Source organism: Nonomuraea terrae (assembly GCF_044465245.1).
Classification (GTDB): Bacteria; Actinomycetota; Actinomycetes; order Streptosporangiales; family Streptosporangiaceae; genus Nonomuraea; species Nonomuraea terrae.
On record NZ_JBITLL010000004.1, the window covers coordinates 114,788 to 140,372 of the forward strand.

The 25,585-nt window shown below is 72.3% G+C and carries 28 protein-coding genes; 14 read left to right on the forward strand and 14 right to left on the reverse strand.

Annotation, left to right across the window (positions count from 1 at the left end):
* Window positions 1-52: 52 nt before the first annotated feature.
* Together ACIBP6_RS18635 and erpA are read right to left on the reverse strand one after the other, a co-directional pair.
* Window positions 53-1,039 (reverse strand): carbohydrate kinase family protein, encoded by a 987-nt coding sequence (locus ACIBP6_RS18635; protein ID WP_132619787.1) that lies wholly within the window; start codon window positions 1,037-1,039, stop codon window positions 53-55.
* Window positions 1,040-1,146: 107 nt separating this feature from the next.
* Window positions 1,147-1,500: an iron-sulfur cluster insertion protein ErpA gene (erpA, locus tag ACIBP6_RS18640; protein WP_132619789.1), complete on the reverse strand. Its 354-nt coding sequence runs from the start codon at window positions 1,498-1,500 to the stop codon at window positions 1,147-1,149.
* A 159-nt stretch (window positions 1,501-1,659) separates the two neighbouring features.
* Between erpA and nadA the strand changes: the two genes are divergently transcribed.
* A complete protein-coding gene (gene nadA / locus ACIBP6_RS18645) occupies window positions 1,660-2,817 on the forward strand; it encodes a quinolinate synthase NadA (RefSeq protein ID WP_397053623.1) in 1,158 nt (385 codons plus the stop codon).
* 88 nt (window positions 2,818-2,905) lie between these two features.
* Here nadA and ACIBP6_RS18650 read toward each other — a convergent pair whose 3' ends face one another.
* From ACIBP6_RS18650 to ACIBP6_RS18675, 6 genes are read right to left on the reverse strand one after another with little or no spacing between them, the layout of a single operon-like run.
* A complete protein-coding gene (locus ACIBP6_RS18650) occupies window positions 2,906-3,508 on the reverse strand; it encodes an SIMPL domain-containing protein (RefSeq protein ID WP_132619793.1) in 603 nt (200 codons plus the stop codon).
* 48 nt (window positions 3,509-3,556) lie between these two features.
* Complete coding sequence (locus tag ACIBP6_RS18655; protein ID WP_397053625.1) at window positions 3,557-5,023, reverse strand: alpha/beta fold hydrolase; 1,467 nt, start codon at window positions 5,021-5,023, stop codon at window positions 3,557-3,559.
* A gap of 49 nt (window positions 5,024-5,072) precedes the next feature.
* Window positions 5,073-5,630: a PspA-associated protein PspAB gene (gene pspAB / locus ACIBP6_RS18660; RefSeq protein ID WP_397053627.1), complete on the reverse strand. Its 558-nt coding sequence runs from the start codon at window positions 5,628-5,630 to the stop codon at window positions 5,073-5,075.
* Window positions 5,631-5,636: 6 nt separating this feature from the next.
* Window positions 5,637-6,494: a zinc metalloprotease HtpX gene (gene htpX, locus ACIBP6_RS18665; RefSeq protein WP_246075471.1), complete on the reverse strand. Its 858-nt coding sequence runs from the start codon at window positions 6,492-6,494 to the stop codon at window positions 5,637-5,639.
* Between the two features lie 47 nt (window positions 6,495-6,541).
* Window positions 6,542-6,820, reverse strand: a complete 279-nt coding sequence (gene pspAA / locus ACIBP6_RS18670) for a PspA-associated protein PspAA (RefSeq protein ID WP_111182273.1) — start codon at window positions 6,818-6,820, stop codon at window positions 6,542-6,544.
* Window positions 6,817-7,650 (reverse strand): PspA/IM30 family protein, encoded by an 834-nt coding sequence (locus ACIBP6_RS18675; protein ID WP_397053629.1) that lies wholly within the window; start codon window positions 7,648-7,650, stop codon window positions 6,817-6,819. The genes pspAA and ACIBP6_RS18675 overlap by 4 nt, the downstream gene beginning before the upstream one ends.
* Before the next feature lie 151 nt (window positions 7,651-7,801).
* Here ACIBP6_RS18675 and ACIBP6_RS18680 point away from each other — a divergent pair, with 151 nt between their 5' ends.
* Window positions 7,802-8,386: a DUF3043 domain-containing protein gene (locus ACIBP6_RS18680; RefSeq protein ID WP_246075470.1), complete on the forward strand. Its 585-nt coding sequence runs from the start codon at window positions 7,802-7,804 to the stop codon at window positions 8,384-8,386.
* Between the two features lie 100 nt (window positions 8,387-8,486).
* Here the strand turns inward: ACIBP6_RS18680 and ACIBP6_RS18685 are convergent, their stop codons facing one another.
* The gene (locus tag ACIBP6_RS18685) at window positions 8,487-8,813 is read right to left on the reverse strand and encodes a hypothetical protein (RefSeq protein ID WP_397053631.1); all 327 of its coding nucleotides are present in this window, start codon (window positions 8,811-8,813) and stop codon (window positions 8,487-8,489) included.
* A 54-nt stretch (window positions 8,814-8,867) separates the two neighbouring features.
* On the opposite strand from ACIBP6_RS18685, the gene ACIBP6_RS18690 reads away from it, so the two are divergent.
* Window positions 8,868-9,866, forward strand: a complete 999-nt coding sequence (locus tag ACIBP6_RS18690; protein ID WP_397053633.1) for an aldo/keto reductase family protein — start codon at window positions 8,868-8,870, stop codon at window positions 9,864-9,866.
* A gap of 73 nt (window positions 9,867-9,939) precedes the next feature.
* Here ACIBP6_RS18690 and ACIBP6_RS18695 read toward each other — a convergent pair whose 3' ends face one another.
* Window positions 9,940-10,146, reverse strand: a complete 207-nt coding sequence (locus ACIBP6_RS18695) for a hypothetical protein (RefSeq protein WP_132619807.1) — start codon at window positions 10,144-10,146, stop codon at window positions 9,940-9,942.
* Window positions 10,147-10,282: 136 nt separating this feature from the next.
* Between ACIBP6_RS18695 and ACIBP6_RS18700 the strand changes: the two genes are divergently transcribed.
* The gene (locus tag ACIBP6_RS18700; protein WP_397053635.1) at window positions 10,283-11,284 is read left to right on the forward strand and encodes a bifunctional adenosylcobinamide kinase/adenosylcobinamide-phosphate guanylyltransferase; all 1,002 of its coding nucleotides are present in this window, start codon (window positions 10,283-10,285) and stop codon (window positions 11,282-11,284) included.
* Here the strand turns inward: ACIBP6_RS18700 and ACIBP6_RS18705 are convergent.
* Window positions 11,281-12,078: an ABC transporter ATP-binding protein gene (locus ACIBP6_RS18705; RefSeq protein WP_132619809.1), complete on the reverse strand. Its 798-nt coding sequence runs from the start codon at window positions 12,076-12,078 to the stop codon at window positions 11,281-11,283. The genes ACIBP6_RS18700 and ACIBP6_RS18705 overlap by 4 nt on opposite strands.
* A gap of 35 nt (window positions 12,079-12,113) precedes the next feature.
* On the opposite strand from ACIBP6_RS18705, the gene ACIBP6_RS18710 reads away from it, so the two are divergent.
* Window positions 12,114-13,067, forward strand: coding sequence for an adenosylcobinamide-GDP ribazoletransferase (locus ACIBP6_RS18710; RefSeq protein WP_397053637.1), 954 nt, complete (start codon window positions 12,114-12,116; stop codon window positions 13,065-13,067).
* 137 nt (window positions 13,068-13,204) lie between these two features.
* Here ACIBP6_RS18710 and ACIBP6_RS18715 read toward each other — a convergent pair whose 3' ends face one another.
* The 3 genes from ACIBP6_RS18715 to ACIBP6_RS18725 are packed head-to-tail and all read right to left on the reverse strand — an operon-like array spanning window position 13,205 to window position 15,416.
* On the reverse strand, window positions 13,205-14,104 hold the full coding sequence (locus ACIBP6_RS18715) for a lysostaphin resistance A-like protein (protein ID WP_397053639.1): 900 nt from the start codon (window positions 14,102-14,104) through the stop codon (window positions 13,205-13,207).
* Window positions 14,101-15,072, reverse strand: coding sequence for a hypothetical protein (locus tag ACIBP6_RS18720; RefSeq protein WP_397053641.1), 972 nt, complete (start codon window positions 15,070-15,072; stop codon window positions 14,101-14,103). The genes ACIBP6_RS18715 and ACIBP6_RS18720 overlap by 4 nt, the downstream gene beginning before the upstream one ends.
* On the reverse strand, window positions 15,069-15,416 hold the full coding sequence (locus ACIBP6_RS18725; RefSeq protein ID WP_397053642.1) for a GntR family transcriptional regulator: 348 nt from the start codon (window positions 15,414-15,416) through the stop codon (window positions 15,069-15,071). Before ACIBP6_RS18725 ends, ACIBP6_RS18720 begins: the two co-directional genes overlap by 4 nt.
* A gap of 98 nt (window positions 15,417-15,514) precedes the next feature.
* Between ACIBP6_RS18725 and ACIBP6_RS18730 the strand changes: the two genes are divergently transcribed.
* From ACIBP6_RS18730 to ACIBP6_RS18770, 9 genes are all read left to right on the forward strand, one after another.
* Window positions 15,515-16,984, forward strand: coding sequence for a leucyl aminopeptidase (locus ACIBP6_RS18730; RefSeq protein WP_397053644.1), 1,470 nt, complete (start codon window positions 15,515-15,517; stop codon window positions 16,982-16,984).
* A gap of 50 nt (window positions 16,985-17,034) precedes the next feature.
* Entirely contained in the window at window positions 17,035-18,399 is a 1,365-nt protein-coding gene (lpdA, locus tag ACIBP6_RS18735; RefSeq protein ID WP_397053646.1) for a dihydrolipoyl dehydrogenase, read from the forward strand.
* Window positions 18,400-18,437: 38 nt separating this feature from the next.
* Complete coding sequence (gene sucB / locus ACIBP6_RS18740) at window positions 18,438-19,913, forward strand: 2-oxoglutarate dehydrogenase, E2 component, dihydrolipoamide succinyltransferase (RefSeq protein WP_397053648.1); 1,476 nt, start codon at window positions 18,438-18,440, stop codon at window positions 19,911-19,913.
* Window positions 19,914-20,039: 126 nt separating this feature from the next.
* The gene (locus ACIBP6_RS18745; protein WP_397053650.1) at window positions 20,040-20,933 is read left to right on the forward strand and encodes a TIGR01777 family oxidoreductase; all 894 of its coding nucleotides are present in this window, start codon (window positions 20,040-20,042) and stop codon (window positions 20,931-20,933) included.
* Between the two features lie 37 nt (window positions 20,934-20,970).
* Window positions 20,971-21,708, forward strand: a complete 738-nt coding sequence (locus ACIBP6_RS18750) for a Type 1 glutamine amidotransferase-like domain-containing protein (protein WP_397053652.1) — start codon at window positions 20,971-20,973, stop codon at window positions 21,706-21,708.
* Between the two features lie 37 nt (window positions 21,709-21,745).
* Window positions 21,746-22,438 carry a lipoyl(octanoyl) transferase LipB gene (lipB, locus tag ACIBP6_RS18755; RefSeq protein WP_132623082.1) on the forward strand — a complete coding sequence of 231 codons (693 nt, stop codon included), beginning with the start codon at window positions 21,746-21,748 and terminating at the stop codon, window positions 22,436-22,438.
* A 79-nt stretch (window positions 22,439-22,517) separates the two neighbouring features.
* Complete coding sequence (locus ACIBP6_RS18760; protein WP_397053654.1) at window positions 22,518-23,504, forward strand: hypothetical protein; 987 nt, start codon at window positions 22,518-22,520, stop codon at window positions 23,502-23,504.
* A gap of 42 nt (window positions 23,505-23,546) precedes the next feature.
* Entirely contained in the window at window positions 23,547-24,476 is a 930-nt protein-coding gene (gene lipA / locus ACIBP6_RS18765) for a lipoyl synthase (protein ID WP_132623086.1), read from the forward strand.
* A 107-nt stretch (window positions 24,477-24,583) separates the two neighbouring features.
* Window positions 24,584-25,546, forward strand: a complete 963-nt coding sequence (locus tag ACIBP6_RS18770) for an AraC-like ligand-binding domain-containing protein (RefSeq protein ID WP_397053657.1) — start codon at window positions 24,584-24,586, stop codon at window positions 25,544-25,546.
* Window positions 25,547-25,585 lie beyond the last annotated feature (39 nt).

Sequence of the window (25,585 nt, forward strand, 5' to 3'; positions counted from 1 at the left end):
AGCTGGCGGACAGACGCCGTCCCGCCCGCGAGCCGGGCGGGACGGCCCCCGCTCAGGGGTGGTAGCAGCGCACGTGCTCGGCGACCTCGGCCGTCGCGTCGGGGCCGTAGGCCGAGCTGAACCGCTCCAGGAAGACCTTCTGGCCGAGCTCGTACTCCTGGCCGCCGACGCGTTCCAGCACGTGGGTGGCGGTGAGGTTGCCCAGCTGGCCGCAGCGCTCCAGCGGCAGGCCCCAGGCCAGGCCCGACATGAAGCCGGCGCGGAAGGCGTCGCCGACGCCCGTGGGGTCGGCCTTGCCACGCTCGGGCGCGGGGGCGACGTGGATGGACGGCTCGCCCTTGCGGTCGATGACGGCGCCCTTGGGGCCGAGCGTGGTGATCCGGACGCCGACGCGGTCGAGGATCTCCTCGTCGGACCAGCCGGTCTTCTGCTCGATGAGCCCCTTCTCGTAGTCGTTGGAGAACAGGTAGGCGGCGCCGTCGACGAGCTGGCGGATCTGGTCGTCCTCCATGCGCGCGAGCTGCTGGGAGATGTCGGCGGCGAACGGGATGCCGCGCTGGCGGCACTCGTCGGTGTGGCGCAGCATCGCGTCGGGGTCGTTGGGGCTGATCAGCACCAGGTCGAGGCCGCCCACGCGGTCGGCCACGGGCCGCAGCTCGATGAGGCGCGCCTCCGCCATGGCCCCGGTGTAGAACGAGGCGATCTGGTTATGGTGCTGGTCGGTGGTGCACAGGAAGCGCGCGGTGTGCTGGGTCTCCGAGATGTGCACGGACTCGCAGTCGACGCCGTGGCGCTCCAGCCAGGAGCGGTAGTCGGCGAAGTCGTTGCCCACGGCGCCCACGAGGACCGGGTTGAGGCCGAGGCAGGCCATGCCGAACGCGATGTTCGCGGCGCATCCGCCCCGACGGATCTGGAGGTCATCGACCAGGAACGACAGGGACACCCGGTCGAGCTGCTCGGCGATGAGCTGGTCACCGAAGCTTCCCGGGAAGGTCATCAGGTGGTCTGTCGCGATGGAGCCTGTTACGGCGATGCGCACGGGATTCTTCTTCCTCGTTGTCAGCAGGCCAATGAGCCCCACGAGAATACGCGAAGGTCCCGCGCGCACAAAGGCGAGCGGGACCTGCCGGCAACCGGCGACCCGTACTAGTTGAACGAGTCACCACAGGCGCACGAGCCCGTGGCGTTGGGGTTGTCGATGGTGAAGCCCTGCTTCTCGATGGTGTCGACGAAGTCGATGGAAGCGCCCATCAGGTAGGGAGCGCTCATCCGGTCGGTGACCACGTTGACGCCGCCGAACTCGGACACCACGTCGCCGTCCATCGAACGGTCGTCGAAGAAGAGCTGGTAGCGCAGGCCGGAGCAGCCTCCCGGCTGCACGGCGACCCTCAGCTGGAGACCTTCCTCGCCCTGCTGCTCCAGCAGGCTCTTGACCTTCGCGGCGGCCGCTTCGGTCAGGATCAGGCCCTGCGTCGTGGTCTCGCTGCTCTCAACCGTCATCTGCTGACTCCCTAACCAGGCTGTCTGTTTTTCGACGTCCTACAGATGACGCTACCAACACCGGGCCGATGCCACACATTCCCGGGGTGGCCGACCGCCGGAATAACCAGATTCGTCCGTGTGTCATCATGAGTATCGTCACAACGACGATAAGGGGGTATGGCCATGGCCACCCAGACTGGGCTGCCGCTCTTCGTCCTCGGCAGGGACGCCGATCCGCACAGCGAGAAGGGGGTCGAGTGTCCCGGCGAGCTGCCGCCCGCCTCCGACCCCGGCCTGGTGGAACGCGCCCGCAAGGCCAAGGAGGCGCTCGGCGAGCGGCTGTTCGTGCTCGGCCACCACTACCAGCGCGACGAGGTCATCCAGTTCGCCGACGTGACGGGCGACTCCTTCAAGCTCGCCCAGCAGGCCGCCGCGCGGCCCGACGCGGAGTTCATCGTCTTCTGCGGCGTGCACTTCATGGCCGAGTCGGCCGACATCCTCACCACGGACGTCCAGAAGGTAATTCTTCCGGACATGGCGGCTGGGTGCTCGATGGCGGACATGGCCACGTTCGACCAGGTCGAGGAGTGCTGGGAGGCCCTGGAGGACGCCGGGCTCGCCGACCAGGTGATCCCTGTCACGTACATGAACTCCAGCGCCGACATCAAGGCGTTCTGCGGCCGCAACGGCGGCGCGGTGTGCACCTCCTCCAACGCCCGCCGGGCCCTCGACTGGGCGTTCCAGCAGGGCGAGAAGGTGCTGTTCCTGCCCGACCAGCACCTGGGCCGCAACACGGCGGTGCTGGAGATGGGCATGTCGCTGGACGACTGCGTGGTGTGGAACCCGCACCGCCCCAACGGCGGCCTCACCCAGGAGCAGCTGGAGCGGGCGCGGATGATCCTGTGGAAGGGCCACTGCTCGGTGCACGGCCGCTTCACCGCCGAGTCGGTGGACGACGTGCGCGCACGCATCCCCGGCGTGAACGTGCTCGTGCACCCCGAGTGCCGGCACGAGGTCGTGCTGAAGGCCGACCACATCGGCTCGACCGAGCACATCATCAAGACCCTGCAGGCCGCACCGGCGGGGTCGAGCTGGGCGATCGGCACGGAGCTGAACCTCGTCAAGCGGCTGGCCCAGACCTTCCCCGACAAGAACATCTCGTTCCTGGACCGGACGGTCTGCTACTGCTCGACGATGAACCGGATCGACCTGCCGCACCTGGTGTGGGCGCTGGAGTCGCTCGTGCTCGGCGAGGTCGTCAACCAGATCACCGTCGACGACGACACCACTCACTGGGCCAAGGTCGCCCTCGACCGCATGCTCGCCCTTCCGTAATCCGGACTCCGGGGTTTCAGGGCTCCGGGGCTTCAGGGCTCCGGGACTCCGGGGCTTCAGGGCTCCGGGGCTCCGGGGCTCCGGGGCTTCAGGCGAAGTCGTAGCCGACGCGGACGCGGACGCCGAGGAGCTCGCGGCCGGGGCTGACGGTGGCGGCGCTCTCGGCCATCTGCGCGGACATGCCCATGGGCCGGGGCGGGCCCAGCCCCGGCTCCTCGGTCACCGACACCACCCGGCCGAGCGGGCGGCCGGCCAGCCCGGCGTACTGGGCGGCCTTGGCGGCGGCGTCCCTGAAAGCGCGCGTCCTGGCCTCGGCCAGCGCCGCCGCCGGGTCGGACAGCTCGAAGGCCAGGCCGTTGAGCCTGGCCTCCTCCCCCACCCCGGCCACGGCGTCGATGACGCGGTCGGCCAGGCCGAGGTCGCGGACGACGACCTCGACGCCCCGCACCGCCCGATACGCGGCCACCTTGGGGTACGCCTCGTACTCGGGGCCGAGGGAGAGCTCCATCGTGCGGAGGTCCTCCGGCGCGATCCCGGCCCCGGCCAGAGCCTCCGCCAGGCGAGCCGCGGCGGCCCGCGCGGCGGCGAACGCGGCCGCGGCCGAGGCCCGGCGCACCTCGACGCCCGCGTGCAGCCGCAGGATGTCGGGCGCGGCCAGGACCGCGCCCTCGCCGGTCACGGTGATGTCCACGGGGCCGCCCCCTTCGCACGGGTTCCGCCCCGATCCTAGGCCGCGCCGTCAGCGGGCGGCGACCGCCTCGACGATGACGTCCGGGTCGCGGAGCGGGACGGGGCGGCCGGCGGCGGGCAGGCGGACGAGCGCTGCGCCGAGGTCGCCGGGGAGCCGCTCACGGCAGCCGTCCCGCTCGTACGCGTCGATCACGGTCACCGGCACCGGCGGGAACGGCTTGTCCGCGCGCAGCCGGAGCAGGTCGGCGGCCATGTCGCGGCGGGCCAGCCACTCCCCCGCCACCGCCGCGGGAACCTTGCCCATGCGGTAGACGCCCGACGGGTCGGGCAGGCCGGTGAGCAGCCGGTGCGCGGCCGGCCCGGTCAGACGGGCCAGCGCGGCGGCTCCCCAGGTGCCGCCCAGCGCGGGCAGCCACCTGGCGGCGGACCTGGCGGCCGGCAGCGGCCGGCGCCCGCCGGGGCAGGCCGGTTCGACCAGGACGAGCTTGGCCAGGCACAGCGGATGCAGCCGGGCGAACGCCTCGGCGTGCCAGCAGGCCACTCCGTGGGCGACGACGATCACCTGCTCCGGGTGGTCGGGTGAGAGCGCGGCCAGGCGGGCGACCTCGGCGTACAGGCTGGGCGGGGCGGGAGAGCGAGGGCTGAGGCCGAGGCCGGGGCGGTCGAAGCGGATGACGCGATGGCCGGCGGCGAGCGCCACGGCGACCGCGTCCCAGTGGAACCAGGCGGCCCCGGGGCCGGTCGTGATCAGCACCGTGGGGCCGGTGCCCTCCTCGACGACGTGGGGGCGGCCGTAGCCGATCGTGGGGTCGGGGGCCTGGCCCCGGGCGCCGCCCACGCCGCCCGCCCGGCCGGGCGCGACCCTCAGCGGCGCCTGCTCCTCCTCGTCGCCGTCGACGACGAGCAGCCGCATGGCGACGTACACCAGCCAGACGGCGATCAGCGTGAGCTGGGCGCGGTGCGCGAGGCCCACGCCGTGGCCGGCGGCCAGGCCGGCCCCGGTGAGCGCCGTGGCGGCCAGGGTCAACAGGGTGAACAGCCACGACGACCACGAACGCCAGCACGCGCTGAGCACGGCCATGGCCGCCAGCACGGCGCCGGTGGACAGCACGCCCGCCAGCAGGTGGGCCCGGTGGGCCAGAGACGTCGCCGTACGCCCGCAGAGGGTGTCGCTGAGCGCGGCGCAGTCGAGCGGGAACAGCCCGCCCGCGAAGGTCAGCAGCCCGAACGCGGCCAGCGCCAGCCAGCCCGGCCACTCGCGCGCCATCCTCGGCGCCGCCGGCACCATCGGCGCCCTCGGCACCAGGGCCACGCCGAACGCGCAGGCCAGCCCCGACAGCGCCTCGCACACCCGGAACAACCGCGTCCATGGCTGGTCGCGGGCGCCGAGCTCGCTGACGTAGCCGTTGGTCCTGTCCACCAGAGGGGTGGTGAACTGGCCGGTGACCCAGGCGCTGCCCAGCACGGCGGCCACGATGAGCGCGCACGCCGCGAACACGTACAACCTTCGCTCCACGTGATCATTAGATCACCCTGCGTACACATCGGTGCAAAGCACCCCCAGGTCACAGGCCGGGGGCGCCCCAGACCGGGAACCAGCGGCTCAGGTCGCTCTCCAGCGGCAGCTCGCCCTCCAGGGCGCCTCTGGCCTGGAGTTCGAGCGCGTTGTCGCGCCGCTGGCCGCTCTGCGGCGCGAAGGGGTAGAAGGTGCCGCGTTTGTACAGGTAGACGACGGCCAGCCGCCTGCCGTCAGAGGCGGCGAAGGACACCAGGGAGCACAGCAGCGAGGGCCCGAACCCGGCGTCCTCCAGCGAGGAGTTGACCGCGTGCAACTCGGTGACGAGGTCGCTCACCGCGTCGGCGGAGCGGCGTACGAGCAGCCAGGTGTAGCCGTAGCCGTCGTGGGACTCCTCGACGCGCTCGCCCAGCAGCGCTTTGACGTCGCGTTCGAGGGTGGCGAACGCGGCGCCCTCGGCGGCGCGGAAGGCCACAGAGCCGAGGCCGGTGGGGACGAGACCGGTCGCGGCCTGCAGCGTCACGGCCGCCGACGGCAGCGCGAACAGCGCGTCGAGGTCGGGTCTGACCGGCTTCGACCGGCCGAGCAGCGCGTCGAGCCACCGCATGCCGGCTCAGCCCCTTCCGAGCTGCGCGGAGATGTCCGCCAGCTGCTGCAGGCGCCGCTCCAGCGGCGGGTGGGTGGCGAACAGCGTCGCGAGCGACTGGCCCTTGGCCAGCGCCGGGGCGAAGTAGAAGGCGTTGAACGGCTCGGCCTCGCGCAGGTCGCGGGTCGGGATGCGGGCCATGTCGCCGGTGACCTTGGTCAACGCGCTGGCCAGGGCCGAAGGCCGCTGGGTGAGCAGCGCGCCCGCACGGTCGGCGGCCAGCTCGCGGTAGCGCGACAGAGCGCGGGTGAGCAGGAAGCTGACGGCGTACACGAGGACGGAGACGAGCAGGATGATCGCCCCCACGGGCACCCCGCCCTGGCCGCCGTTACGGCGGCCGGCGAGCCCCGAGTAGAGGGCGAACCGCGTCATGAGCCCGGCCACGATGCCGAGGAACGAGGCGATCGTCATGACGGCGACGTCGCGGTGGGCGACGTGGGACAGCTCGTGGGCGATCACGCCCTCGAGCTCCTGCGGCTCCAGGCGGCGCAGGATGCCGGTCGTGACGCAGACGACGGCGCGCTTCTGGTTACGGCCGGTGGCGAACGCGTTGGGGACGTCGGAATCGGCGATCGCCACCCGCGGCTTCGGCATGTCGGCCAGCGCGCACAGCCGGTCGATGAGGCCGTGCAGCTCGGGGGCCTCCTGCGGCGAGACCTCCCGCCCGTGCATCGCGAACAGCGCGATGCGGTCGGACAGGAAGTACTGCACCAGCAGCAGGCCTCCCGCCAGCACCAGCACGGCCAGCGCCTGAACACCCAGAGCGATCAGGACGCCGACGAAGACGACGTAGAGCAGCCCGAGCAGGAACATCGTCACGACCATGCGGCCGGTCAGGCCGCGGTCGGACGCGAACCGCGCGTTCACCGGGATCAGCCCGGGATGAGGCCCTGGTCGCCCAGCATCTCCCGGACCTCCTCGATCGAGGCGTCCGCGGGGGGAAGGATCAGCTCTGACGGCTCAAGGCTGTCGTCGGGGAGCGCCTTGCCCACGTGGCGCACCTTGTCGAGCAACGCGTGCAGCTTGACGCGGAACGCCTTCTCGTCGCCCGCGTCGATGGCCGCTTCGAGCTCGGTGTCGAGCTCGTTGAGGACCGAGATGTCGTCGGCGGAGATCTCCACCTGACCCTCGCCCATGATGCGTACGATCATGCGCCCTCCCCCGGCTGGCGCAGCTGCTGGGTCTGGCCCGGCTGCTGCGGCTGGGACTGCTGCTGAGGCTGGGCCTGCTGCTGGGGCTGCTGCTGCTGCCCCTGCTCGATCGCCGACTGCGGCGCCGGCCCCTGGCCCAGCTCGGCCTTCATCCTGGCGAGCTCCAGCTCGACGTCCATGCCGCCGCCCATGCGGTCGAGCTCGGCCTGGATGTCGTCGCCGCGGGTGCCGCTGACGTCGTCGAGCGCGCCGCTGGCCAGCAGCTCGTCGATGGCGCCGGCGCGCGCCTGCATCTGCGCCGTCTTGTCCTCGGCGCGCTGGATCGCCAGGCCGACGTCGCCCATCTCCTCGGAGATGCCGGAGAACGCCTCGTTGATGCGCGTCTGCGCCTCGGCGGCGGTGTAGGTGGCCTTGATGGTCTCCTTCTTCGTACGGAAGGAGTCGACCTTGGCCTGCAACCGCTGGGAAGCCGTGGTGAGCTTCTCCTCCTCGGCCTGAAGGTTGTCGTGCTGCACCTTCAGGTCGGCCATCTGCGTCTGCAGGTTGGACCGCCGCTGCAAGGCCTCGCGCGCCAGGTCCTCACGGCCGACCGACAGCGCCTTGCGGCCCTGCTCCTCCAAACGCCGGGACTGATTCTCCAGGCCCGTTATCTGCAGCTCGACCCTCTTGCGGGAGGTGGCGACGTCGGCCACCCCGCGGCGCACCTTCTGCAGCAACTCCAGCTGCCGCTGATAGGAGTAGTCAAGGGTCTCGCGCGGATCCTCCATCTTGTCCAGGGCCTTGTTGGCCTTGGACTTGAAGATCATCGAAAGTCTCTTCATCACGCTCATGCGCGTCGGCCGTCCCCTTCTAGGTCGTGCTGGTGTTCACCCAATGCAGCGCAGCCGCCTTGGGATTACCCTACGCATAACGCACGGGGGCGTCACTAAGTTGCAGTCCAGGTAGGGTTGACGTGTGTTGCGACGCCGTTCCCAAACTTCCGTGGACGACACCCCCGTCCCCGCTGACGATCCTAAGCCCCAGGGTAAAGGTCGCCCCACCCCCAAGCGCAGGGATGCCGAGAGCCGCAGGCGGCAACCGGTCACCGCGCCGAAAGACCGCAAGGAGGCCTACCGCGCGATGCGCGCCAAGCAGGCCGCCGAACGCGAGCGGGCCAGAAAAGGCATGCTCGCCGGTGACGAGCGGTATTTCCCCATCCGCGACAAGGGTCCCGCGCGCAAGTTCGCGCGTGACTGGGTCGACTCACGCCGGCTCCCCAGCCAGTATTTCCTGCCCTTCTCGCTGGTGATCCTGCTGGCGACGTGGATTCCCTGGCCGCTGGAGATCCGGGCACAGGTGCTCAACGTCGTCATCGCGGTCGGCTGGCCGATCATGATGATCGGCGTGCTGTTCACCTCCGTCTACGTGGCGTGGAAGGTGAAGAAGCTGGTGGCCGAGAAGATGCCCGACGAGAGCGTCAGGGGCGTGGGCTTCTACGCGGCGATGCGGGCGCTGCAGATCCGCAAGCTGCGTTTCCCGCCGCCGTCGGTGCTGCCCGGCGGCAAGCCGGTGCCGCCCAAGAAGTGACCGGAATTTTCCGAAATTCCGGCTCTTCTACCGCTCGAACGGAGTCTTCCACCGCAGCATGCCGCGGGTAGCCGGACAGCGCGGCCGACAGGCCGCGGGCTCACGGGGCGGGACGCTCGTCCTGCCCCAGCGGCCAGTCGGGCGGGGGCGCCGGGTCCGAGGACGTCGGGGACGCCAGGGCGAGGGCCAGGGCGATCGCGACGATCGCCGCGATCCCGGCCCAGACGGCCCCCATTCCCGTGCCCAGCCGTGCGCCCAGCCGTGTGCCCGGCCATGCGCGCAGCCATGTCCGGGGCCCGCTCTCCCGGCCCTGAGGCGCCGGCGGTGTCCCCGGCGGTGTCCCCGGCATGCGGGCGCGGCGGCGCAGCCGTACCGCGACCGCGGCCAGGATCGCCGCGGTCAGCGCCAGCCGTACGATCTTCAGCACGCGGCGCACCCTACCCCGAACGAGGGCCCATGCGTCGGCATTAAAGTCTGACGCATGGAATTCCGACACCTCGGTCGCAGTGGTCTCATGGTCAGCGAGATCAGCTACGGCAACTGGCTCACCCACGGTTCTCAGGTCGAGGAGGACGCCGCCAAGCTCTGCGTGCAGGCGGCACTCGACGAGGGCATCACCACCTTCGACACCGCGGACGTCTACGCGGGCACCAAGGCCGAGGAGGTGCTCGGCCGGGCGCTGAAGGGCGTCCGCAGAGAGTCTCTGGAGATCTTCACCAAGGTCTACTGGCCGACCGGCCCCGGCAAGAACGACCGCGGCCTGTCCCGCAAGCACGTCGTCGAGTCGATCCACGGCTCGCTGCGCCGCCTGCAGACCGACTACGTCGACCTCTACCAGGCACACCGCTTCGACTACGAGACCCCGCTCGAGGAGACGCTCAAGACCTTCGACGACCTCGTACGCCAGGGCAAGGTCCTCTACGTCGGCGTCAGCGAGTGGACCGCCGACCAGATCGCCCAGGCGCTGAAGATCGCCGACGAGATGGGCTTCGACCGCATCGTGTCGAACCAGCCCCAGTACTCCATGCTGTGGCGGGTCATCGAGTCGGAGATCGTGCCGCTGAGCGAGAAGGAGGGCGTCAGCCAGCTCGTCTTCTCCCCGATCGCCCAGGGCGTGCTGACCGGCAAGTACGTGCCCGGCCAGCAGCCGCCGGAGGGCTCCAGGGCCACCGACAAGAGCGGCAGCGCCATGATCGCCCGGTTCATGAACGACGACGTGCTGAGCCGCGTGCAGGAGCTGAAGCCCATCGCGGCCGACCTCGGCCTGACCATGGCGCAGCTGGCGGTCGCGTGGGTGCTGCAGAACCCGAACGTCGCCAGCGCCATCGTCGGCGCCACCCGCCCCGAGCAGGTGCGTGACAACGTGAAGGCGGCGGGCGTCAAGCTGGACGCCGACGTGCTGAAGCGGATCGACGACGTGCTCGACTCGGTCGTCGAGCGCGACCCGGCCAAGACGGTCAGCCCCAACCCGCGCGCGTAACTCCGACGCCTGGTACGACAAAAACCCCTTGAGCGCCGCCGGCGGCTCAAGGGGTTTTCCGTTCAACCGGACATCACTCCGGGCGCAATGACAAACCCGCGTATTCGACGCGGTCGTCCTCCAGCAAGGCGACCTGTTCGACACCTGATTCGAGCAGGTCGCGCCAATTTTCGCCGAGCCAGGACTCGGCGTCGGCCTGGCTCGGAAAAACCTCCCGCGGCAAGGGGCGATCCGTTACCTCACCACCATGTGCGTCCTCATAACGCCACCGCCATGTCATGCCATACGCTCCTTTTTCCCGGGTGCGCCGGCGCACCCTTCAGCAGGCACTGGAACCCTACTCCGGAGTGTGCGGGCCGATCGATCTCCGTGCGCGGGTCGCGGGGCCGGGCGGCGGGTTCTGTACGCTCGGCGCGGTGAACGTGCTCCTCACCGGTACGGCCGGCGGATCGGGCTGGCCGGAGCCGGGCTGCCGGTGCGCCTCGTGCGCCGTCCTGCCGCCGGATCACCGCCGGCCCTTCGGGCTGGTCGTGGACGGCATGGTCCGGTTCCCCTTCGACGAGCCGCCCGACGGCTACCGGGCCCGCGCGGGCGGCCTGGGGCTCACCTGCCCCGACGGCTCCCGCCTGCTCTGCCTGCCGCGCGGTGTGCCCGTGCCGCGGGAGGCGCCCGTTCCGTACGACGTCGTGCTGATCGACCTGCTGGATCGGCCTGAGCGCCTGGGTGAGCTGCGGCGGGCCGGCCTGGCCGCCGGTTCGACCCTGGTCGTGGCCGCCTGGCTGGACCACCGGGTCCGGTCGGAGGAGGAGCTGGTCAGGCGGCTGCGGCTGTGGGGGGCGACGGCCGTACCGGACGGGACGGAGCTGGGCGGCTCCTGGCACGTCGCCGACGCCGGGGAGCGACCGCGCCGGGCGCTGCTGCTGGGCGGGTCGCGGTCGGGGAAGTCGGCCGAGGCGGAGCTGCGGCTGGCGGCGGAGCCGTACGTCACCTATGTCGCCACCGGGCCGGACGGCGCGGGCGACGGCGAGTGGGCCGCGCGGGTGCGGGCGCACCGCGAGCGGCGGCCGGCGCACTGGGACACCGCCGAGACCACCGGCCTGGCCGAGGCGATCCGGGCGGCCGGCGCGCCGCTGCTGATCGACGGCCTGGGGACGTGGCTGGCGGCGGTGTTCGACGAGCACGGGGCCTGGGAGGGTGACCGCGCGCCCGTGGCGGCCCGCTGCGACGAGCTCGTGGCAGCGTGGCGGCAGGCGCCGGGGCCGATCGTGGCCGTCTCCGACGAGGTGGGGATGGGGGTGGTGCCCGCGACGGCCAGCGGGAGAGCGTTCAGGGACGCCCTGGGGCGGCTGAACGAGCGCCTGGCGGCCGAATCCGAGTACGTAGCCCTCGTGGTGGCGGGACGCCTCCTGGAGCTCTAGCGGGCCGCTCTGGCGTACCAGCGGCCGTCGAAGCGGTCGACGTTCAGGGGGCGGCCGAAGCATTCGGACAGCAGCGCCGAGGTGAGCACGTCTTCGACCGGGCCCGCGGCGAGCACCCGGGCGTCGCGCATGAGCAGGGCGTGCGTGGTCGTGGCCGGCACCTCCTCCAGGTGGTGGGTCACCGTCACGGTGGTGAGCACGGGCCGGATGGTGGCCAGGTCCTCCACCGCGGCGATGAGGTCCTCCCTGGCCGGCAGGTCGAGCCCCGCGAACGGCTCGTCGAGCAGCAGCACCGCCGGGTCGCCCATGAGCGCCCTGGCCACCCGGATCCTGGCCCGCTCACCCTGCGAGCAGACGCGGAACGGCCGGTCGGCCAGGTCCTTGCAGCCCAGGTCGGCGAGGAGCCGGTGGGCCCGCTCGCGTTCGGTGTCGCCGTACTTGTCCCACAGCGGGACGCTCGTGCCCGTGTGGCCGGTGAGCACGACGGTGTGCGCGGTCGCGCCCTCCTCCTCCATGAGCTCCTCGTCGACCAGCCGCTGGCTGGCCGCGACCAGGCCGATGTGGCGGCGCAGCTCCCGCAGGTCGACCCGGCCGAGCCGGTGCCCGAGCACCTTGACCGCGCCCTCGCTGGGATGGCGTACGCCGCCGGCCAGCGAGAGCAGCGTCGTCTTGCCCGCGCCGTTGGGGCCGAGGATCACCCAATGATCGCCGTAGTCCACCCGCCAGTCGACACCGGCCAGCAACGACTTGCCGACGACCCGGACGCCCACGCCTTCCAGTTCAACCACGTGCATCCCGACACCATAACGGCCCCCTAGGATCGCCCGTTATGCGACTGATGGACGGGCCGCGGTTCGCCGTGGGCACCCTCACCGTCTTCCCCGTGCGTGTGGAACGGGTGGATCGGGGGGTGGCGGGGTCCGCGATGTCGCTGGCCCCGGGCGTGGGGCTGGTGCTCGGCGCGGTCGCCGGGCTGCCGCTGCTGCTGCCCGGCCCGCCGTTACTGGGGGCGGCGCTGGCGCTCGGTCTGCTCGCCCTGCTGACGCGGGGGCTGCACCTCGACGGGCTGGCGGATCTCGCGGACGGGCTGGGCAGCGGCAAGCCGTCCGGCCAGGCGCTCGACATCATGAAAAAGTCGGACATCGGGCCGTTCGGCGTGATGACGCTGGTGTTCACGCTGCTCGTCCAGGCCGTCAGCCTGGCGGAGGCGGGGTTCGCGGCGCTGGTGACGGCGTGCGTGGCCGGGCGGCTGGCGCTGACGTGGGCCTGCCGGGCGGGCGTCCCCGCCGCCCGCCCCGACGGGCTCGGCGCGATGGTCGCCGGAACGGTACGCCGCCCGGCCGTCTGGCTCGTCACCGTGGCCGCCCTCTGCGCGGTCGCCGCGCTGGGTCCCGTGATCACCGCGGCCGCCGGGCCGGGCGGCTGGATCGCGGACGCCCGCGCCTGGCTGACCGGCGCCGACCCGCGCGACACGGCGAGCGAGCTGTCCCCCGGCCTGGTATATGAGCACGATCTTGCCGAGTGGCACGGCATGGCGTCGGAGCCCCCCGTCGAGTGGGGCCCCATGCTTCTGCCCGCGGGGTCCGGGCCCGGCCCCGGTCTGCTCGGCTCCGCGTGGGCGCTGGTGGTGCCGCCGGTCGCGCTGCTCGCCGGCCTGACCGCCGCCCTGCTGCTCCTGCGGCGCGCCAGGCGGCGGCTCGGCGGGATCACCGGTGACGTGCTGGGCGCGCTCGTGGAGACCGCGACGGCCACGGCCCTCGCGGTCTACGCGATCCTCTGCTGAGGCGCCCGGCTGAGGTCCCGTGCTCGGGTCCTGTGCTCGGGTCCTGTGCTCGGGTCCTGTGCTCGGGTCCTGTGCTCGGGTCCTGTGCTCGGGTCCTGTGCTCGGGTCCTGTGCTCGGGTCCTGGCTCAGGTTTCCGTCACGCGACCGGCTCGGGGGACGGCTGCGGGGGGCGTACCGACACGAAACGCAGCAGGACGGCGGCCAGGACGGCGAGCAGGACCCAGCCCACCAGGCCCGTGATGCCGGTCAGGACCTCGTTCGGCGGCTCGGCGGCGTCGCCGAGCAGCAGGCCGAGCGGCGCGATCGCGTTCAGCGAGCCGTGCGCGACCACCGCCGGCCACACGCTGCCCGTGCGCAGCCGCAGCCAGCCGACCACCACGCCGGCCAGCACGCAGAAACCCATGAAGAACAGCGCCGCCCAGGAACCGAGGCGCGGGTAGTTGTAGCCGAGCAGGGTGAGCGGGGCGTGCCAGAGGCCCCACACGGCCCCGGAGAGCAGCAGGCCGGTGAGCACGCCGTTGCCGTCGACCAGCCGGGGCAGCAGCCAGCCGCGCCAGCCCCACTCCTCGCCCAGGGCCGGGATCGCGTTCAGGACCGGGCCGGCCACGACCGCCAGCACGACCTGGACGACCGCCACGGCGCCCAGCTCGGCCGGGACGTCCATGCCGCGCGCCTCCAGCGAGGCCCGCAGCAGGCTGAGCCCGTCGAGGTCGAGCGAGGCCACCCCGGTCGCGGCCCCGAGCCCGATGGACAGGAACACCAGCAGCGGAACGCCGAGCCAGGCGGCCAGCACGAGCAGGCCGGTACGCCTCCTGTCGGGCCCTAGCGTGAGCCCGGTCTCCCGTGCCCACGAGCGGGCCGGGGTGCGGGTGAGCGCCCAGACGCCGAGCACGCCCGCCGTGGGCGTGAACATCATCAGCGTGGCCAGCACGCCGGTCAGCGGCGAGGCGAGGCCGCCGCCGAACCACAGGGGCAGCGCCACCGCCCAGGACAGCCCGAAGGCCAGGACGATGAAGACGGGCAGAGGTCTTTTCATGGGTTCACCCGCTCAGCGATGAGGGCGTTGATGAGGGAAGCTCCGTGCTCGGCGTCGTCCACGCTGATGGCGAGCCGACCGCCGGAACGGTGGCGGAGGACGAGGCACTCGCCGCCGCGCAGCATGATGGTCGCGCTCCCGGGCACTCCGCGGAAGCCCCAACCTCCGACCTGACCCGGGTGCAGCGGCTCCGACCAGGCTGAATCGATCTTCGAGAGCGGGATCGTGCGCCTCGGCCAGCCCAGCGGGCCGAACCCGATGACGACCCGCTCGCCCCCGACCCTGACGGTGAGCGACATGGTGGCCAGCGAGACGACGAGCACGATGACGCTCACGGGCAGGAGCGGGGTCAGGACCCCGCCGGACCCCGGGCCCGTGACGGTCAGCATGACCGCCGCGATGGTCACGGCCAGGGAGCCCACGCCGGCCACGACGGGCCACGGGTTGGTGACGTGGCCGATCCAGACCGTCCGCCGGCCGGGTTCGAGCCGCAGGCGGGGCGGCGCCTGGCTGCCGGGGGACGGCTCGTCCGGCTCGCCCCTGCCCAGGTAGCCGCAGACCGCCCCGGCGACGACCGCGGAGCCCAGCGCGGCGGCGATGTGCCAGCCGGGCAGCAGCGCCGAGCGCCAGTCCGGCACGTCGAGGTTGGCCGCCAGCGTCGAGGCGTTCGTGCCGAGCAGGAGCACTCCCATCCCGAACAGCACGCCCCACCAGCAGGCGCGGTACATGCGCATGATCCGGCCGCGCCCGTACGCGGCGACCGCCACGAGGATCCCCCCGGTCACCGCCCAGATCAGCACGGAGGTCAGCGCGTGCCCGGTCAGTGAGGCGGCGGAGTCGGGAAGGCCGGAGACCCCCCAATGCGTGGCGATCGGTTCGGGCAGCCGGTCGCGCACCGCGAAGGGCGACAGCAGCAGCACCGCGCCCACGAGCAGGCCCCAGCCCACGGCTATGACACGGGGTTTCACGGGAGTTCCTCCAGGATCGAGACGAGGTCGTCACGGCCGTAGCCGTACCTTCTGGCCTCCTCCAGCAGCTCGCGCGTCCGCTGGACGAGCAGGGCGCGGCCGTCGGCCCGCCCCGCCACGCTGACGCCCCGGCCTCTCCTGAACTCCAGCAACCCCTCGTCGCGCAGGTCGCGCAGCGCGCGCAGGACGGTGTTGGGGTTGATGCCCAGGGCGCCCGCGAGGTCGCGGGCCGGCGGCAGGCGGTCGCCCGGCCGGTAGGAGCCCTCGCCGATGGCGCGGCGGATCGCCCCCGCCACCTGCTCGTGCAGGGGCCGGGCGTCGTTGAGATCGAGCGTCAGCAACATGGTGCTAATGAACCTAGCATCATCGTTCACACGATGACGATTCGTGGGATGAGCCCCTGTTTGTGGGTACGCAGAAACCCTGGATAGCATCGGTTTACGTGACCACTGTGCGGCTGAACTCAGCAGATCCCGTCTCTGTCGACACCGACGCCCTGATCGTCGGTTTCACCTCCGGGCCCGACGGTCCTGCCCCTGCCACGGGAGCCGAGTCCCTGGAGTCCGCCTTCGGCGGCAAGCTCGCCGCCTCCCTCGGCGCCGTCGCGTTCACCGGCAAGGCGGGTGAGCTGGCCAAGCTGCCGACGTTCGGCGCCATCGCCGCCCCGCTGCTCGTCGCCGTCGGTCTGGGCGACTCGCCCGACCCCGAGGGCCTGCGCCGGGCCGCCGGCGCCGCCGTGCGCTCTCTCGCCGGCACCGCCCGCGCCGCGCTCGCGCTGCCCGCCGCCACCCCCGAGGAGGCCGAGGCCGTCGCGCTCGGCGGTCTGCTGGGCGCCTACTCCTTCGCCCGCTACCGGACGAACGGCGAGCAGAAGGCGCCGGTCGGCGAGCTCACCGTGGTCTCCGGCCAGCCGGCCGGCGTGGCCGAGCGGGCGGGTGTGCTGGCCGAGTCGGTCGCCCTCGTGCGCGACCTGGTCAACACGCCTCCGTCCGACCTGTGGCCGGCGAAGTTCGCCGAGATCGCCGAGCAGGCCGGCGCGCAGGCCGGGCTGACCGTCGAGGTCCTCGACGAGAAGCAGCTCAAGGACGGCGGCTACGGCGGCCTCATCGGCGTCGGCCAGGGCTCGGCCAACCCGCCGCGCCTGGTCCGCGTCTCCTACAGCCACCCCGAGGCCGGCAAGACGCTCGCGTTCGTCGGCAAGGGCATCACGTTCGACTCGGGCGGCCTGTCCCTCAAGCCGTCGGCCTCGATGGACTGGATGAAGTCCGACATGGGCGGCGCGGCGGCCGTGCTCGGCGCGGTGGTCGGCATCGCGAGGCTGGGCCTGCCGGTCAACGCCGTCGGTTACCTCTGCCTGGCGGAGAACCTGCCGAGCGGCACGGCGCAGCGCCCGTCCGACGTGATCCACAGCTACAGCGGCAAGACCGTCGAGGTGCTCGACACCGACGCCGAGGGCCGCCTGGTGCTCATGGACGGCATCGCCCGCGCCGCCGAGGACGGCCCCGACCTCATCGTCGACATCGCCACCCTCACCGGAGCGCAGATCGTCTCGCTCGGCTGGCGCACCGCCGGCGTCATGGCCAACGACGACGCCGTCAGGGAGCTCGTCGTCGAGGCCGCCCAGGCCGCGGGCGAGGGCGCGTGGGGCATGCCGCTGCCCGAGGAGCTGCGCAAGGGCCTCGACTCACCGATCGCCGACCTCGCCAACCTGCACCCCGAGCGCTGGGGCGGCATGCTGACCGCGGGCATCTTCCTGAAGGAGTTCGTGCCCGACGGGGTGCGCTGGGCCCACATCGACATGGCCGGCCCCGCCTTCAACAAGGGCGAGCCGTACGGGTACATCCCGAAGGGCGGCACCGGCGCCTTCACGCGCACCCTCATCGGACTGGCCGAGCGGCACGCGAGCCTGTGAAACAAATGAAAAGATGACGGCACACGAACACCCCGACAAGGAGCCTTCCCGTGGCCTATGACATCGTCGTCCTGGGGGGCGGCAGCGGCGGATACGCCTGTGCGCTTCGGGCGGCAGAGCTGGGCAAGTCGGTCGCCCTGATCGAGAAGGACAAGATCGGCGGCACCTGCCTGCACCGTGGATGCATCCCCACGAAGGCCCTGCTGCACTCCGCCGAGGTCGCCGACGAGACGCGCGAGAGCGCCTCCTTCGGCGTGAAGGCGAGCTTCGAGGGCATCGACGTCCAGGGCGTCCACGCCTTCAAGGACAAGATCGTCAGTCGGGCCTGGAAGGGCGTGCAGGGCCTGCTGAAGGCCGCGGGCGTGACGATCGTCGAGGGCGAGGGCCGCCTGGCCGGCGCCAACCGGATCCAGGTCGGCTCCGAGGTCTACGAAGGCCGCAACATCGTCCTGGCCACGGGCTCGGCGCCCAAGACGCTGCCCGGCCTCGAGATCGACGGCGAGCGGGTCATCACCAGCGAGCACACCCTCAAGATGGACCGCGTGCCCAGCTCGGTGATCGTGCTGGGCGGCGGCGTCATCGGCGTCGAGCTGGCCAGCGTCTACCGCTCGTTCGGCGCCGAGGTGACCATCGTCGAGGCGCTGCCGCACCTGCTGCCGACCGAGGAGGAGTCCAGCTCCAAGCTGCTCGAGCGGGCCTTCCGCCGCCGCGGCATCAAGTACGAGCTGGGCGTCTTCTTCGACGGCGCCAAGACCACCGAGACCGGCGTCGTCGTCACCCTGGCCAACGGCAAGACCCTCGACGCCGAGCTCCTGCTCGTGGCCGTCGGCCGCGGTGCCGTCTCCTCGGGCATGGGCTTCGAGGAGCAGGGCATCGCCATCGAGCGCGGCGCCGTCGTGGTCGACGAGCACTGCCGCACGTCCGTGCCCGGCGTCTACGCCATCGGCGACCTGATCCCGACGCTGCAGCTCGCGCACGCGGGGTTCGCCGAGGGCATCATGGTGGCCGAGCACATCGCCGGTCTCAACCCGCCGCCCATCGACTACGCGGGCGTGCCGCGCATCACCTACTCAGACCCCGAGGTGGCCTCCGTCGGCATCACCTCGGCGCAGGCGGCCGAGCGCGGCATCGAGATCGTCGAACAGGTCTACGATCTCGCGGGAAACCCCAAGAGCCAGATCCTCGGCACCTCGGGCGCCGTGAAGGTCATCGCCCAGAAGGACGGCCCCGTCGTCGGCGTCCACATGGTGGGCCGGCGCATCGGCGAGCTCGTCACCGAGGGGCAGCTCATCTACAACTGGGAGGCCCTGCCCGCGGAGGTCGCCCAGCTCATCCACGCACACCCGACCCAGTCCGAGGCCGTCGGTGAGGCGATGCTGGCCCTGGCCGGCAAGCCGCTGCACGTACACAACTAGTCCAGCCCTCGAGATCAGAACGCGAGAGAAGAATAACGATGCCGGTCTCCGTACAGATGCCCCAGCTCGGCGAGAGCGTGACCGAGGGCACGGTAACCCGTTGGCTGAAGAAGGAGGGCGAGCGCGTCGAGGCCGACGAGCCGCTCCTCGAGGTCTCGACCGACAAGGTCGACACCGAGATCCCGTCGCCGTCCGCGGGTGTCCTCACCAAGATCGTGGTGGCCGAGGACGAGACCGTCGAGGTCGGCGCCGAGCTCGCCATCATCGACGAGAACGCCCAGCCGGGCGCCGCCGCCCCGGCGCCGGAGGCTCCCGCGCCGGCCGCCCAGCCGGAGCCCGCCCCCGAGCCCGCTCCGGCTCCTGAGCCCGAGCCCGCCCCGGCCCCTCCGGCCTCCTCGATCCCGCAGCCGGCCCCGCCGCAGCCCGCTCCTGCTCCCGCTCCGGCCCCCGCGCCTGCGCCCGCTCCGGCGCCCGCTCCGGCGCCGCAGGCCGCTCCCCCGGCTCAGCCGGCGGCTCCCGCGCCCGCGCCGTCCGGGGGTGAGAGCCCGTACGTGACGCCGCTGGTGCGCAAGCTCGCCAACGAGCACGGCGTCGACCTCGAGGCCATCACCGGCACCGGCGTCGGCGGCCGGATCCGCAAGCAGGACGTCCTGGAGGCCGCCAAGGCTCAGCGCGAGCAGGCCGTGCAGGCCGCGCCGGCGCCCGCCGCCGCCCCGGCCCCCGCGGCTCAGGCTCCCGCCGCCCAGGCCCCGGCCGCCGCGGCTCCGGAGCCGGTCGAGGTCGACACGACGCTGCGCGGCCGTACGGAGAAGATGTCGCGCCTGCGTCAGACCATCGCCAAGCGCATGGTCGAGTCGCTGCAGACGGCGGCCCAGCTCACGACGGTCGTCGAGGTCGACGTGACGAAGATCGCGCGGCTGCGGGCGCGTTCGAAGGACGACTTCTTCCGCCGCGAGGGCGTGAAGCTGACCTTCACCCCGTTCTTCGCGATGGCCACGGTCGAGGCGCTCAAGCAGCACCCGAAGCTCAACGCCACGATCAACAACGAGACCAACGAGGTCACCTACTTCGACGTCGAGAACCTCGGCATCGCGGTCGACACCGAGCGCGGCCTGCTCGCGGCGGTCGTCAAGAACGCCGGTGACCTCAACCTCGCCGGTCTCGCCCGCAAGATCAACGACCTCGCCGAGCGCACCCGCAACAACCAGGTGAAGCCCGACGAGATCACCGGCGGCACGTTCACGCTGACCAACACCGGCAGCCGCGGCGCGCTGTTCGACACGCCGATCCTCAACCAGCCGCAGGTCGGCATGCTCGGCACCGGCGCCGTCGTGAAGCGGCCCGTGGTGGTCGACACGCCGGAGGGCGAGGTCATCGCGGTGCGGTCGATGGTCTACCTGGCGCTGACCTACGACCACCGCCTGGTCGACGGCGCGGACGCGGCCCGCTTCCTCACCACGGTGAAGCGCCGCCTGGAGGAGGGCCGCTTCGAGGCTCAGCTCGGGCTCGCGTAACACATTCCCACCCGGCGCCCGAGAGCGCCGGCCGGCCGGGCGGTCCCTGTCCCCAGGGGCCGCCCGGCCTTTTTCGTGCCCGCCCGGTGATCGGCGCGGGCCGGGGCGGCGGCGTACGGTTGGGGCATGGCGATCGTCGTGACCGGGGCGTCGGGGTTGCTGGGGTCGGCGCTGGTGGAGGCGCTGCGGGAGCGGGGGCGGGAGGTAGTGAGACTCGTCCGCCGTGAGCCGCGCGCCGCCGACGAGGCGTTCTGGCAGCCGTACGAGCAGGTCGTGGACGTGTCGGCGCTGGAGGGCGCCGAGGCCGTCGTGCATCTGGCGGGGGCGCCGATCGCGGAGCGGCGCTGGAGCGAGGCGTACCGGCGTGAGCTGCTGAACAGCCGGATCGAGGGCACGCGGGTGCTGGTCGACGCGCTGCGGCGGCTGTCGAGACCGCCCGAGGTGCTCCTGTCGGCCTCCGGGGTCGACTTCTACGGCGACACCGGCGACCGGCTGGTGGACGAGAGCCAGGGCAGGGGCACGGGGTTCCTGTCCGACCTCTGCGAGCGGTGGGAGGCCGAGGCCCGCCGGGCCGGCGAGGCCGGCGTCAGGACCGTCCAGGCGCGTACGGGGCTGGCGCTCAGCAGGCGCGGCGGGGCGCTGGCCCGGATCCTGCCGATCTTCCGGATGGGCCTGGGCGCGCCGCTGGGCACCGGCAAGCAGTACTGGTCGTGGATCACCCTGGACGACTGGGTCGGCGCCGCCCTGCACGTGCTGGCGAACCGGGACGTCTCAGGGCCGGTCAACTTCACCGCTCCGGGGCCCGTGACGAACGCGGAGTTCACCAGGGCGCTGGGCAAGGCGATGCGCAGGGGGACGATGCCGATCCCCGTGCCGGCCTTCGCGCTGACGCTCGGGCTCGGCGAGTTCGCCCGCGAGGGGCTGCTGCCCAGTCACCGGCTCGTGCCAGGGAAACTCACGGACAGTGGGTATCGCTTCACCCATACCGGTCTCGACGAGGCGCTGCGCGCCGTACTCTAGTGGCCGTTCGTGCTTCAGCGGGTGGGAGAATCTTGCCATGAGCCGGTCAGGTCAGTCGCACATCCTCGCCATCGGAGGCGGGTCGTTCCGCCCCAGCAGCCGCCAGAACGTCGTCGAGGCCAGCGCGCTGTTGCGCTACGGCCTCGACCTGACCGGGCAGGACCGCCCGAAGCTGGGCCTGGTCGCCACCGCGGTCGGCGACTCCTCCGACTGGCTGCTGAAGATGTACGGCGCGTTCGCGCAGTGGGACGTCGAGGTGAGCCACCTGACGGTGTTCCCGATGCCCAACGTCGCCGACCCGCGCGCCTGGATGCTCGAGCAGGACATGATCTACGTCTCCGGCGGGAGCGTGGCCAACCTCATGGCGCTGTGGCGCCTGCACGGCTACGACGAGGCGTTCGAGGAGGCGTGGCGGGCCGGCGTGGTGTTGTCGGGGCAGAGCGCGGGCGCGCTGTGCTGGCACGTCGGCGGCAACACCGACTCCTTCGGCCCCGACCTGCGCGTCTGGTCCGAGGGGCTCGGCCTGCTGCCCTACTCGTGCGGCGTCCACTACGACGCCGAGGCGCAGCGCCGGCCGCTGCTGCAGGCGTCGGTGGCCAGCGGTGAGCTGCCGTCCGGCTACGCCGCCGACGAGGGCGTGGCGCTCCACTACGTCGGCACGGAGTTCATCCAGGCGGTCAGCGCCGTGCCCGGCGCGGCCGCGTACCGCGTGGAGGGCGACGGTGACGGCGGGGTCAAGGAGTTCCGGATCGAGCCGCGGCTGCTGACCCCCTGATTACCCTTCAAGGGTGAGGGAACGGCACAATAGGCCCATGCGCCCCAACCACGGGGACGATCCCCACGCACTCGCCATCGTCCGCCTTGGTGTCGACGTCCCCTACGAGCAGGCCTGGTCGCTGCAGCGCTGGGTGCACGACAAACGGGTCGCCGGAGAGCTCACCGACACCGCCCTGATCCTGGAGCACGCCCCCGTCTACACCGCGGGCAAGCGCACCGCCCCGCACGAACGGCCCGCCGACGGCACGCCCGTCATCGACGTCGACCGGGGCGGCCGTCTCACCTGGCACGGCCCTGGGCAGCTGGTGGCCTATCCGATCGTCGCCATCACCGACGTGGTGGCGTACGTCTGCCGCCTGGAGGACACCATGATCCAGGTGTGCGCCGACTTCGGCGTCACGGCCCGGCGGGTGCCCGGCCGCGGCGGCGTCTGGGCGATGGGCGACCCGGCGCTGGGCCTGCCCGACCGTCAGCTCGGCGCGGTGGGCCTGCGGGTCTCGCGCGGCGTGACCATGCACGGGTTCGCGCTCAACTGCGCCAACGACCCGCGCTGGTTCAACCGGATCGCGCCGTGCGGCATCCCCGACGTGGGGGTGTCGTCGCTGTCCGCCGAGACGGGGCGGCGCATCGTGGTCGAGGAGGTCATCCCGATCGCGGAGAAGCGGCTGGCCGAGGCGCTCGGCAAGCAGCCGTTCGACCTGCACGAGGAAGACCTGCTGCGCCGCTAGCCGCAGCTGCGGTTCGGGGAGGGAAATCTGCCGGATCGGCGGTGGTGCGCCGTGACGGGGCCGAGCTTACGATCACCGTGTGAAGCGCCTGTCCGCCGTCCTGCTGGCGTCCTTGGTGCACCTGCTGACGCTGGCGTTCGCCGTGCTGGGCGCGTCGGCGATCCTGCGCGAGCCCGGCTCGTTCGTGTCGTGGGTGATCGGCGCCCCGCTCCTGGCCATCGGATGGGCGCTGCGGCCCCGGCTCGGCCGGCTGCCCGCCGACGCCGAGGTGCTCGACCGCTCCGCCGCTCCCGAGCTGTACGGCGCCGCCGCCCGCGTGGCCGACCGCGTCGGCGTCCCGCCGCCCGGGAAGGTCGCGGTGCGCGACCTGGCCACCGAGACCCGTTACGAACGCGTCGGCCTGGCGCGCACGCCCGTGCTGGTCGTCGGCCTGCCGCTGTGGCTGGCGCTGCCGCCGACGCTGCGCGCGGCCCTGCTGGCCACCGCGTACGCGCGCCGGCCGACCGGCGGCGAGCGGCTGGTCGGCGAGGCGCTGAACACCCTGGAGTCCTGGCGCGACGCGCTGCTCGACTCCGCCGCGCCGCTGAAGGTCAGGCAGGAGGCCCAGACCGCGATCACGGCGTCGTCCCTCGGGGTGGCGCACCAGCCGGGCACCGCGTACGAGGTGGCGGGGTTCATCGGCCGCCTGTTCGGGCGGGTGCTCGGCGGCCCGGTGCTGCTGATGCAGTACGCGCTGACCCGGCTGGCCGGGGCCGACGAGTGCCGTGCGGAGGCCAGGCGGCGGGCGCTGGCCCTGCGGGCCGTCGCGGAGGCGGAGCTGGCCCGGCTGGAGCAGCTGGTGGCGGGCGGCGGCTACCTCGCCCCGATGCAGGCGGCGGCGCTGCGCGGGGAGAGCGTGACCTCGATCCGGCAGGGGGCGCTGGCCCGGTTCCGGCTCACCGCCGACGGCGTGCTCACCGCTCCGCCGGGCTCCGAGCTGATCGGCGCCGGCGAGTCCGAGCTGATCGACCAGGAGCTGCGGGCCCACTACAGCAGGGCGATCCGCGGGTTCGGGCTCATCAGCTGACCCTGGAGCGGTCCGCTTCCCCGGGAGACGTAAGCTGAAGGCGTGACCGTTGCCCCTGAAGGCCGTAAGCTCCTCCGCCTGGAGGTGCGTAACGCCGAAACCCCGATCGAGCGCAAGCCCCCGTGGATCAAGACCAAGCTGAGGACGGGCCCCGAATACACCGAGCTCAAATCGCTCGTGCGCCGGGAGGGCCTGCACACGGTCTGTGAAGAGGCGGGCTGTCCGAACATCTACGAGTGCTGGGAAGACCGCGAGGCGACGTTCCTCATCGGCGGCGACCAGTGCACCCGCCGTTGCGACTTCTGCCAGATCGACACGGGCAAGCCGAAGGAGTACGACCGCGACGAGCCGCGTAGGGTCGCCGAGTCCGTCCAGCAGATGGGCCTGAAATACGCGACCGTGACCGGCGTGGCCCGCGACGACCTGCCCGACGGCGGGGCCTGGCTCTACGCCGAGACCGCCCGCCAGATCCACGCGCTGCTGCCCGACTGCGGCGTCGAGCTGCTGGTGCCCGACTTCAACGGCAACCGCGACCAGCTGGAGGAGGTCTTCTCCAGCAAGCCCGAGGTGTTCGCGCACAACGTCGAGACCGTGCCGCGGATCTTCAAACGCATCCGGCCGGCGTTCCGCTACGAACGCTCGCTCGCCGTGATCACGATGGCCCGCGAGGCCGGGCTGGTCACCAAGTCCAACCTGATCCTGGGCATGGGCGAGACGCGTGAGGAGGTCGTCGAGGCCATGCGTGACCTCCACGCGGCCGGCACCGACCTGCTGACGATCACCCAGTACCTCCGCCCGACGCCGCGCCACCACCCGGTGGAGCGCTGGGTCAAGCCGGAGGAGTTCGTCGAGCTGCAGGCCGAGGCTGAGGCCATCGGCTTCGCCGGGGTGCTGTCGGGGCCGCTGGTCCGCTCGTCGTACCGGGCGGGCAGGCTCTACAAGCAGGCCATCGAGGCCCGCCAGACCGCCTGAGGTCCTGCTGCCTGAGCGGCTCCGGGGTACGCCCCCGGAGCCGCTTCTTTTTCCGGGCGTTTCCGTGACAGCATGTCCCCCGACAAGCCGACGGAGGGCGACGGGGCATGGGCGTTCTGATCCGCACGACCGACCTGCCCGCCAGGCAGCGCCTCGACGCCTGGCGCGGCATCGTGTGCGACACGCTGGGCCCGCTCGACCTGCGCATCGACCCCGACGCACCGCTGCGGGGCGAGATCGAGCTGGCCGAGCTCGGCGCCGTGGGGGTGGGCCGGGTGCGTACGTCCACACCGCACAGCGTGTACCGCACGGCCGGTCTCATCCGCAGCGACGGGCCCGAGCTCTACCGGGTGGTGCTCGCCATGTCGGGCAGCCCGTGCCTGAGCCAGGACGGCCGGCAGGCCCGGCTCAGCCGGGGCGAGTTCGCGATCTACGACTTCAACCGGCCGTACGAGCTGGCCTATGACGCGGCGGTGCAGCTGGCGGTGTTCAGCTTCCCCCGCGATCTACTGGCCCTGCCGTACGGCTCCGTGGCCGGGCTGACCGCCGTGCCGATCACGGCCGACTCGGGGGCGGCGGCGCTGGCCGTGCCGCTGCTGCGCCGGGTGGCCATGGATCACGCGACGTACCGGCCGGAGAGCGCGGCGCGGCTGTCGACCGTGGTGACCGACCTCGTCAGCACGGCCGTCGCCGAACGCGCGGAGCAGGCGAACGCGCTGCCGCCCGACTCCCGGCAGCGCGCGCTGCAGCTGCGCGTGCACGCCTTCATCGAGCAGCGTCTCGGCGACGCCGAGCTCGATCCCGCCACGGTGGCGGCGGCGCACCACGTCTCGGTACGCCTGCTGCACCGGCTGTTCGAGTCGGAGCACACGACGGTCGCGGCCTGGATCCGGCGGCGGCGTCTGGAACGCTGCCGCGCCGACCTCGCCGATCCCGCCTTCGCGCACCTGCCGGTCAGCGCGGTCGGCGCGCGCTGGGGGCTGCCGGACGCGGCCCATTTCAGCAGGCTGTTCCGCAGCGCGTACGGGATGCCGCCCGCGGAGTACCGCCGGGCCAACGCCGTGCGCTGAACGTCAACGCATCCGGCGCGCAGATCCAAGACCGGGGGA

Excerpts from the sequence above, each read along its gene's own strand:
- erpA (WP_132619789.1), bottom strand. The coding sequence starts at position 1,500 with ATGACGGTTGAGAGCAGCGAGACCACGACGCAGGGCCTGATCCTGACC.
- nadA (WP_397053623.1), top strand. The coding sequence starts at position 1,660 with ATGGCCATGGCCACCCAGACTGGGCTGCCGCTCTTCGTCCTCGGCAGG.
- pspAB (WP_397053627.1), bottom strand. The coding sequence starts at position 5,630 with ATGCGGTGGCTCGACGCGCTGCTCGGCCGGTCGAAGCCGGTCAGACCC.
- htpX (WP_246075471.1), bottom strand. The coding sequence starts at position 6,494 with ATGGTCGTGACGATGTTCCTGCTCGGGCTGCTCTACGTCGTCTTCGTC.
- pspAA (WP_111182273.1), bottom strand. The coding sequence starts at position 6,820 with ATGATCGTACGCATCATGGGCGAGGGTCAGGTGGAGATCTCCGCCGAC.
- ACIBP6_RS18675 (WP_397053629.1), bottom strand. The coding sequence starts at position 7,650 with ATGAGCGTGATGAAGAGACTTTCGATGATCTTCAAGTCCAAGGCCAAC.
- ACIBP6_RS18690 (WP_397053633.1), top strand. The coding sequence starts at position 8,868 with ATGGAATTCCGACACCTCGGTCGCAGTGGTCTCATGGTCAGCGAGATC.
- ACIBP6_RS18695 (WP_132619807.1), bottom strand. The coding sequence starts at position 10,146 with ATGACATGGCGGTGGCGTTATGAGGACGCACATGGTGGTGAGGTAACG.
- ACIBP6_RS18705 (WP_132619809.1), bottom strand. The coding sequence starts at position 12,078 with ATGCACGTGGTTGAACTGGAAGGCGTGGGCGTCCGGGTCGTCGGCAAG.
- ACIBP6_RS18710 (WP_397053637.1), top strand. The coding sequence starts at position 12,114 with ATGCGACTGATGGACGGGCCGCGGTTCGCCGTGGGCACCCTCACCGTC.
- ACIBP6_RS18715 (WP_397053639.1), bottom strand. The coding sequence starts at position 14,104 with ATGAAAAGACCTCTGCCCGTCTTCATCGTCCTGGCCTTCGGGCTGTCC.
- ACIBP6_RS18725 (WP_397053642.1), bottom strand. The coding sequence starts at position 15,416 with ATGTTGCTGACGCTCGATCTCAACGACGCCCGGCCCCTGCACGAGCAG.
- sucB (WP_397053648.1), top strand. The coding sequence starts at position 18,438 with ATGCCGGTCTCCGTACAGATGCCCCAGCTCGGCGAGAGCGTGACCGAG.
- ACIBP6_RS18745 (WP_397053650.1), top strand. The coding sequence starts at position 20,040 with ATGGCGATCGTCGTGACCGGGGCGTCGGGGTTGCTGGGGTCGGCGCTG.
- ACIBP6_RS18750 (WP_397053652.1), top strand. The coding sequence starts at position 20,971 with ATGAGCCGGTCAGGTCAGTCGCACATCCTCGCCATCGGAGGCGGGTCG.
- lipB (WP_132623082.1), top strand. The coding sequence starts at position 21,746 with ATGCGCCCCAACCACGGGGACGATCCCCACGCACTCGCCATCGTCCGC.
- ACIBP6_RS18770 (WP_397053657.1), top strand. The coding sequence starts at position 24,584 with ATGGGCGTTCTGATCCGCACGACCGACCTGCCCGCCAGGCAGCGCCTC.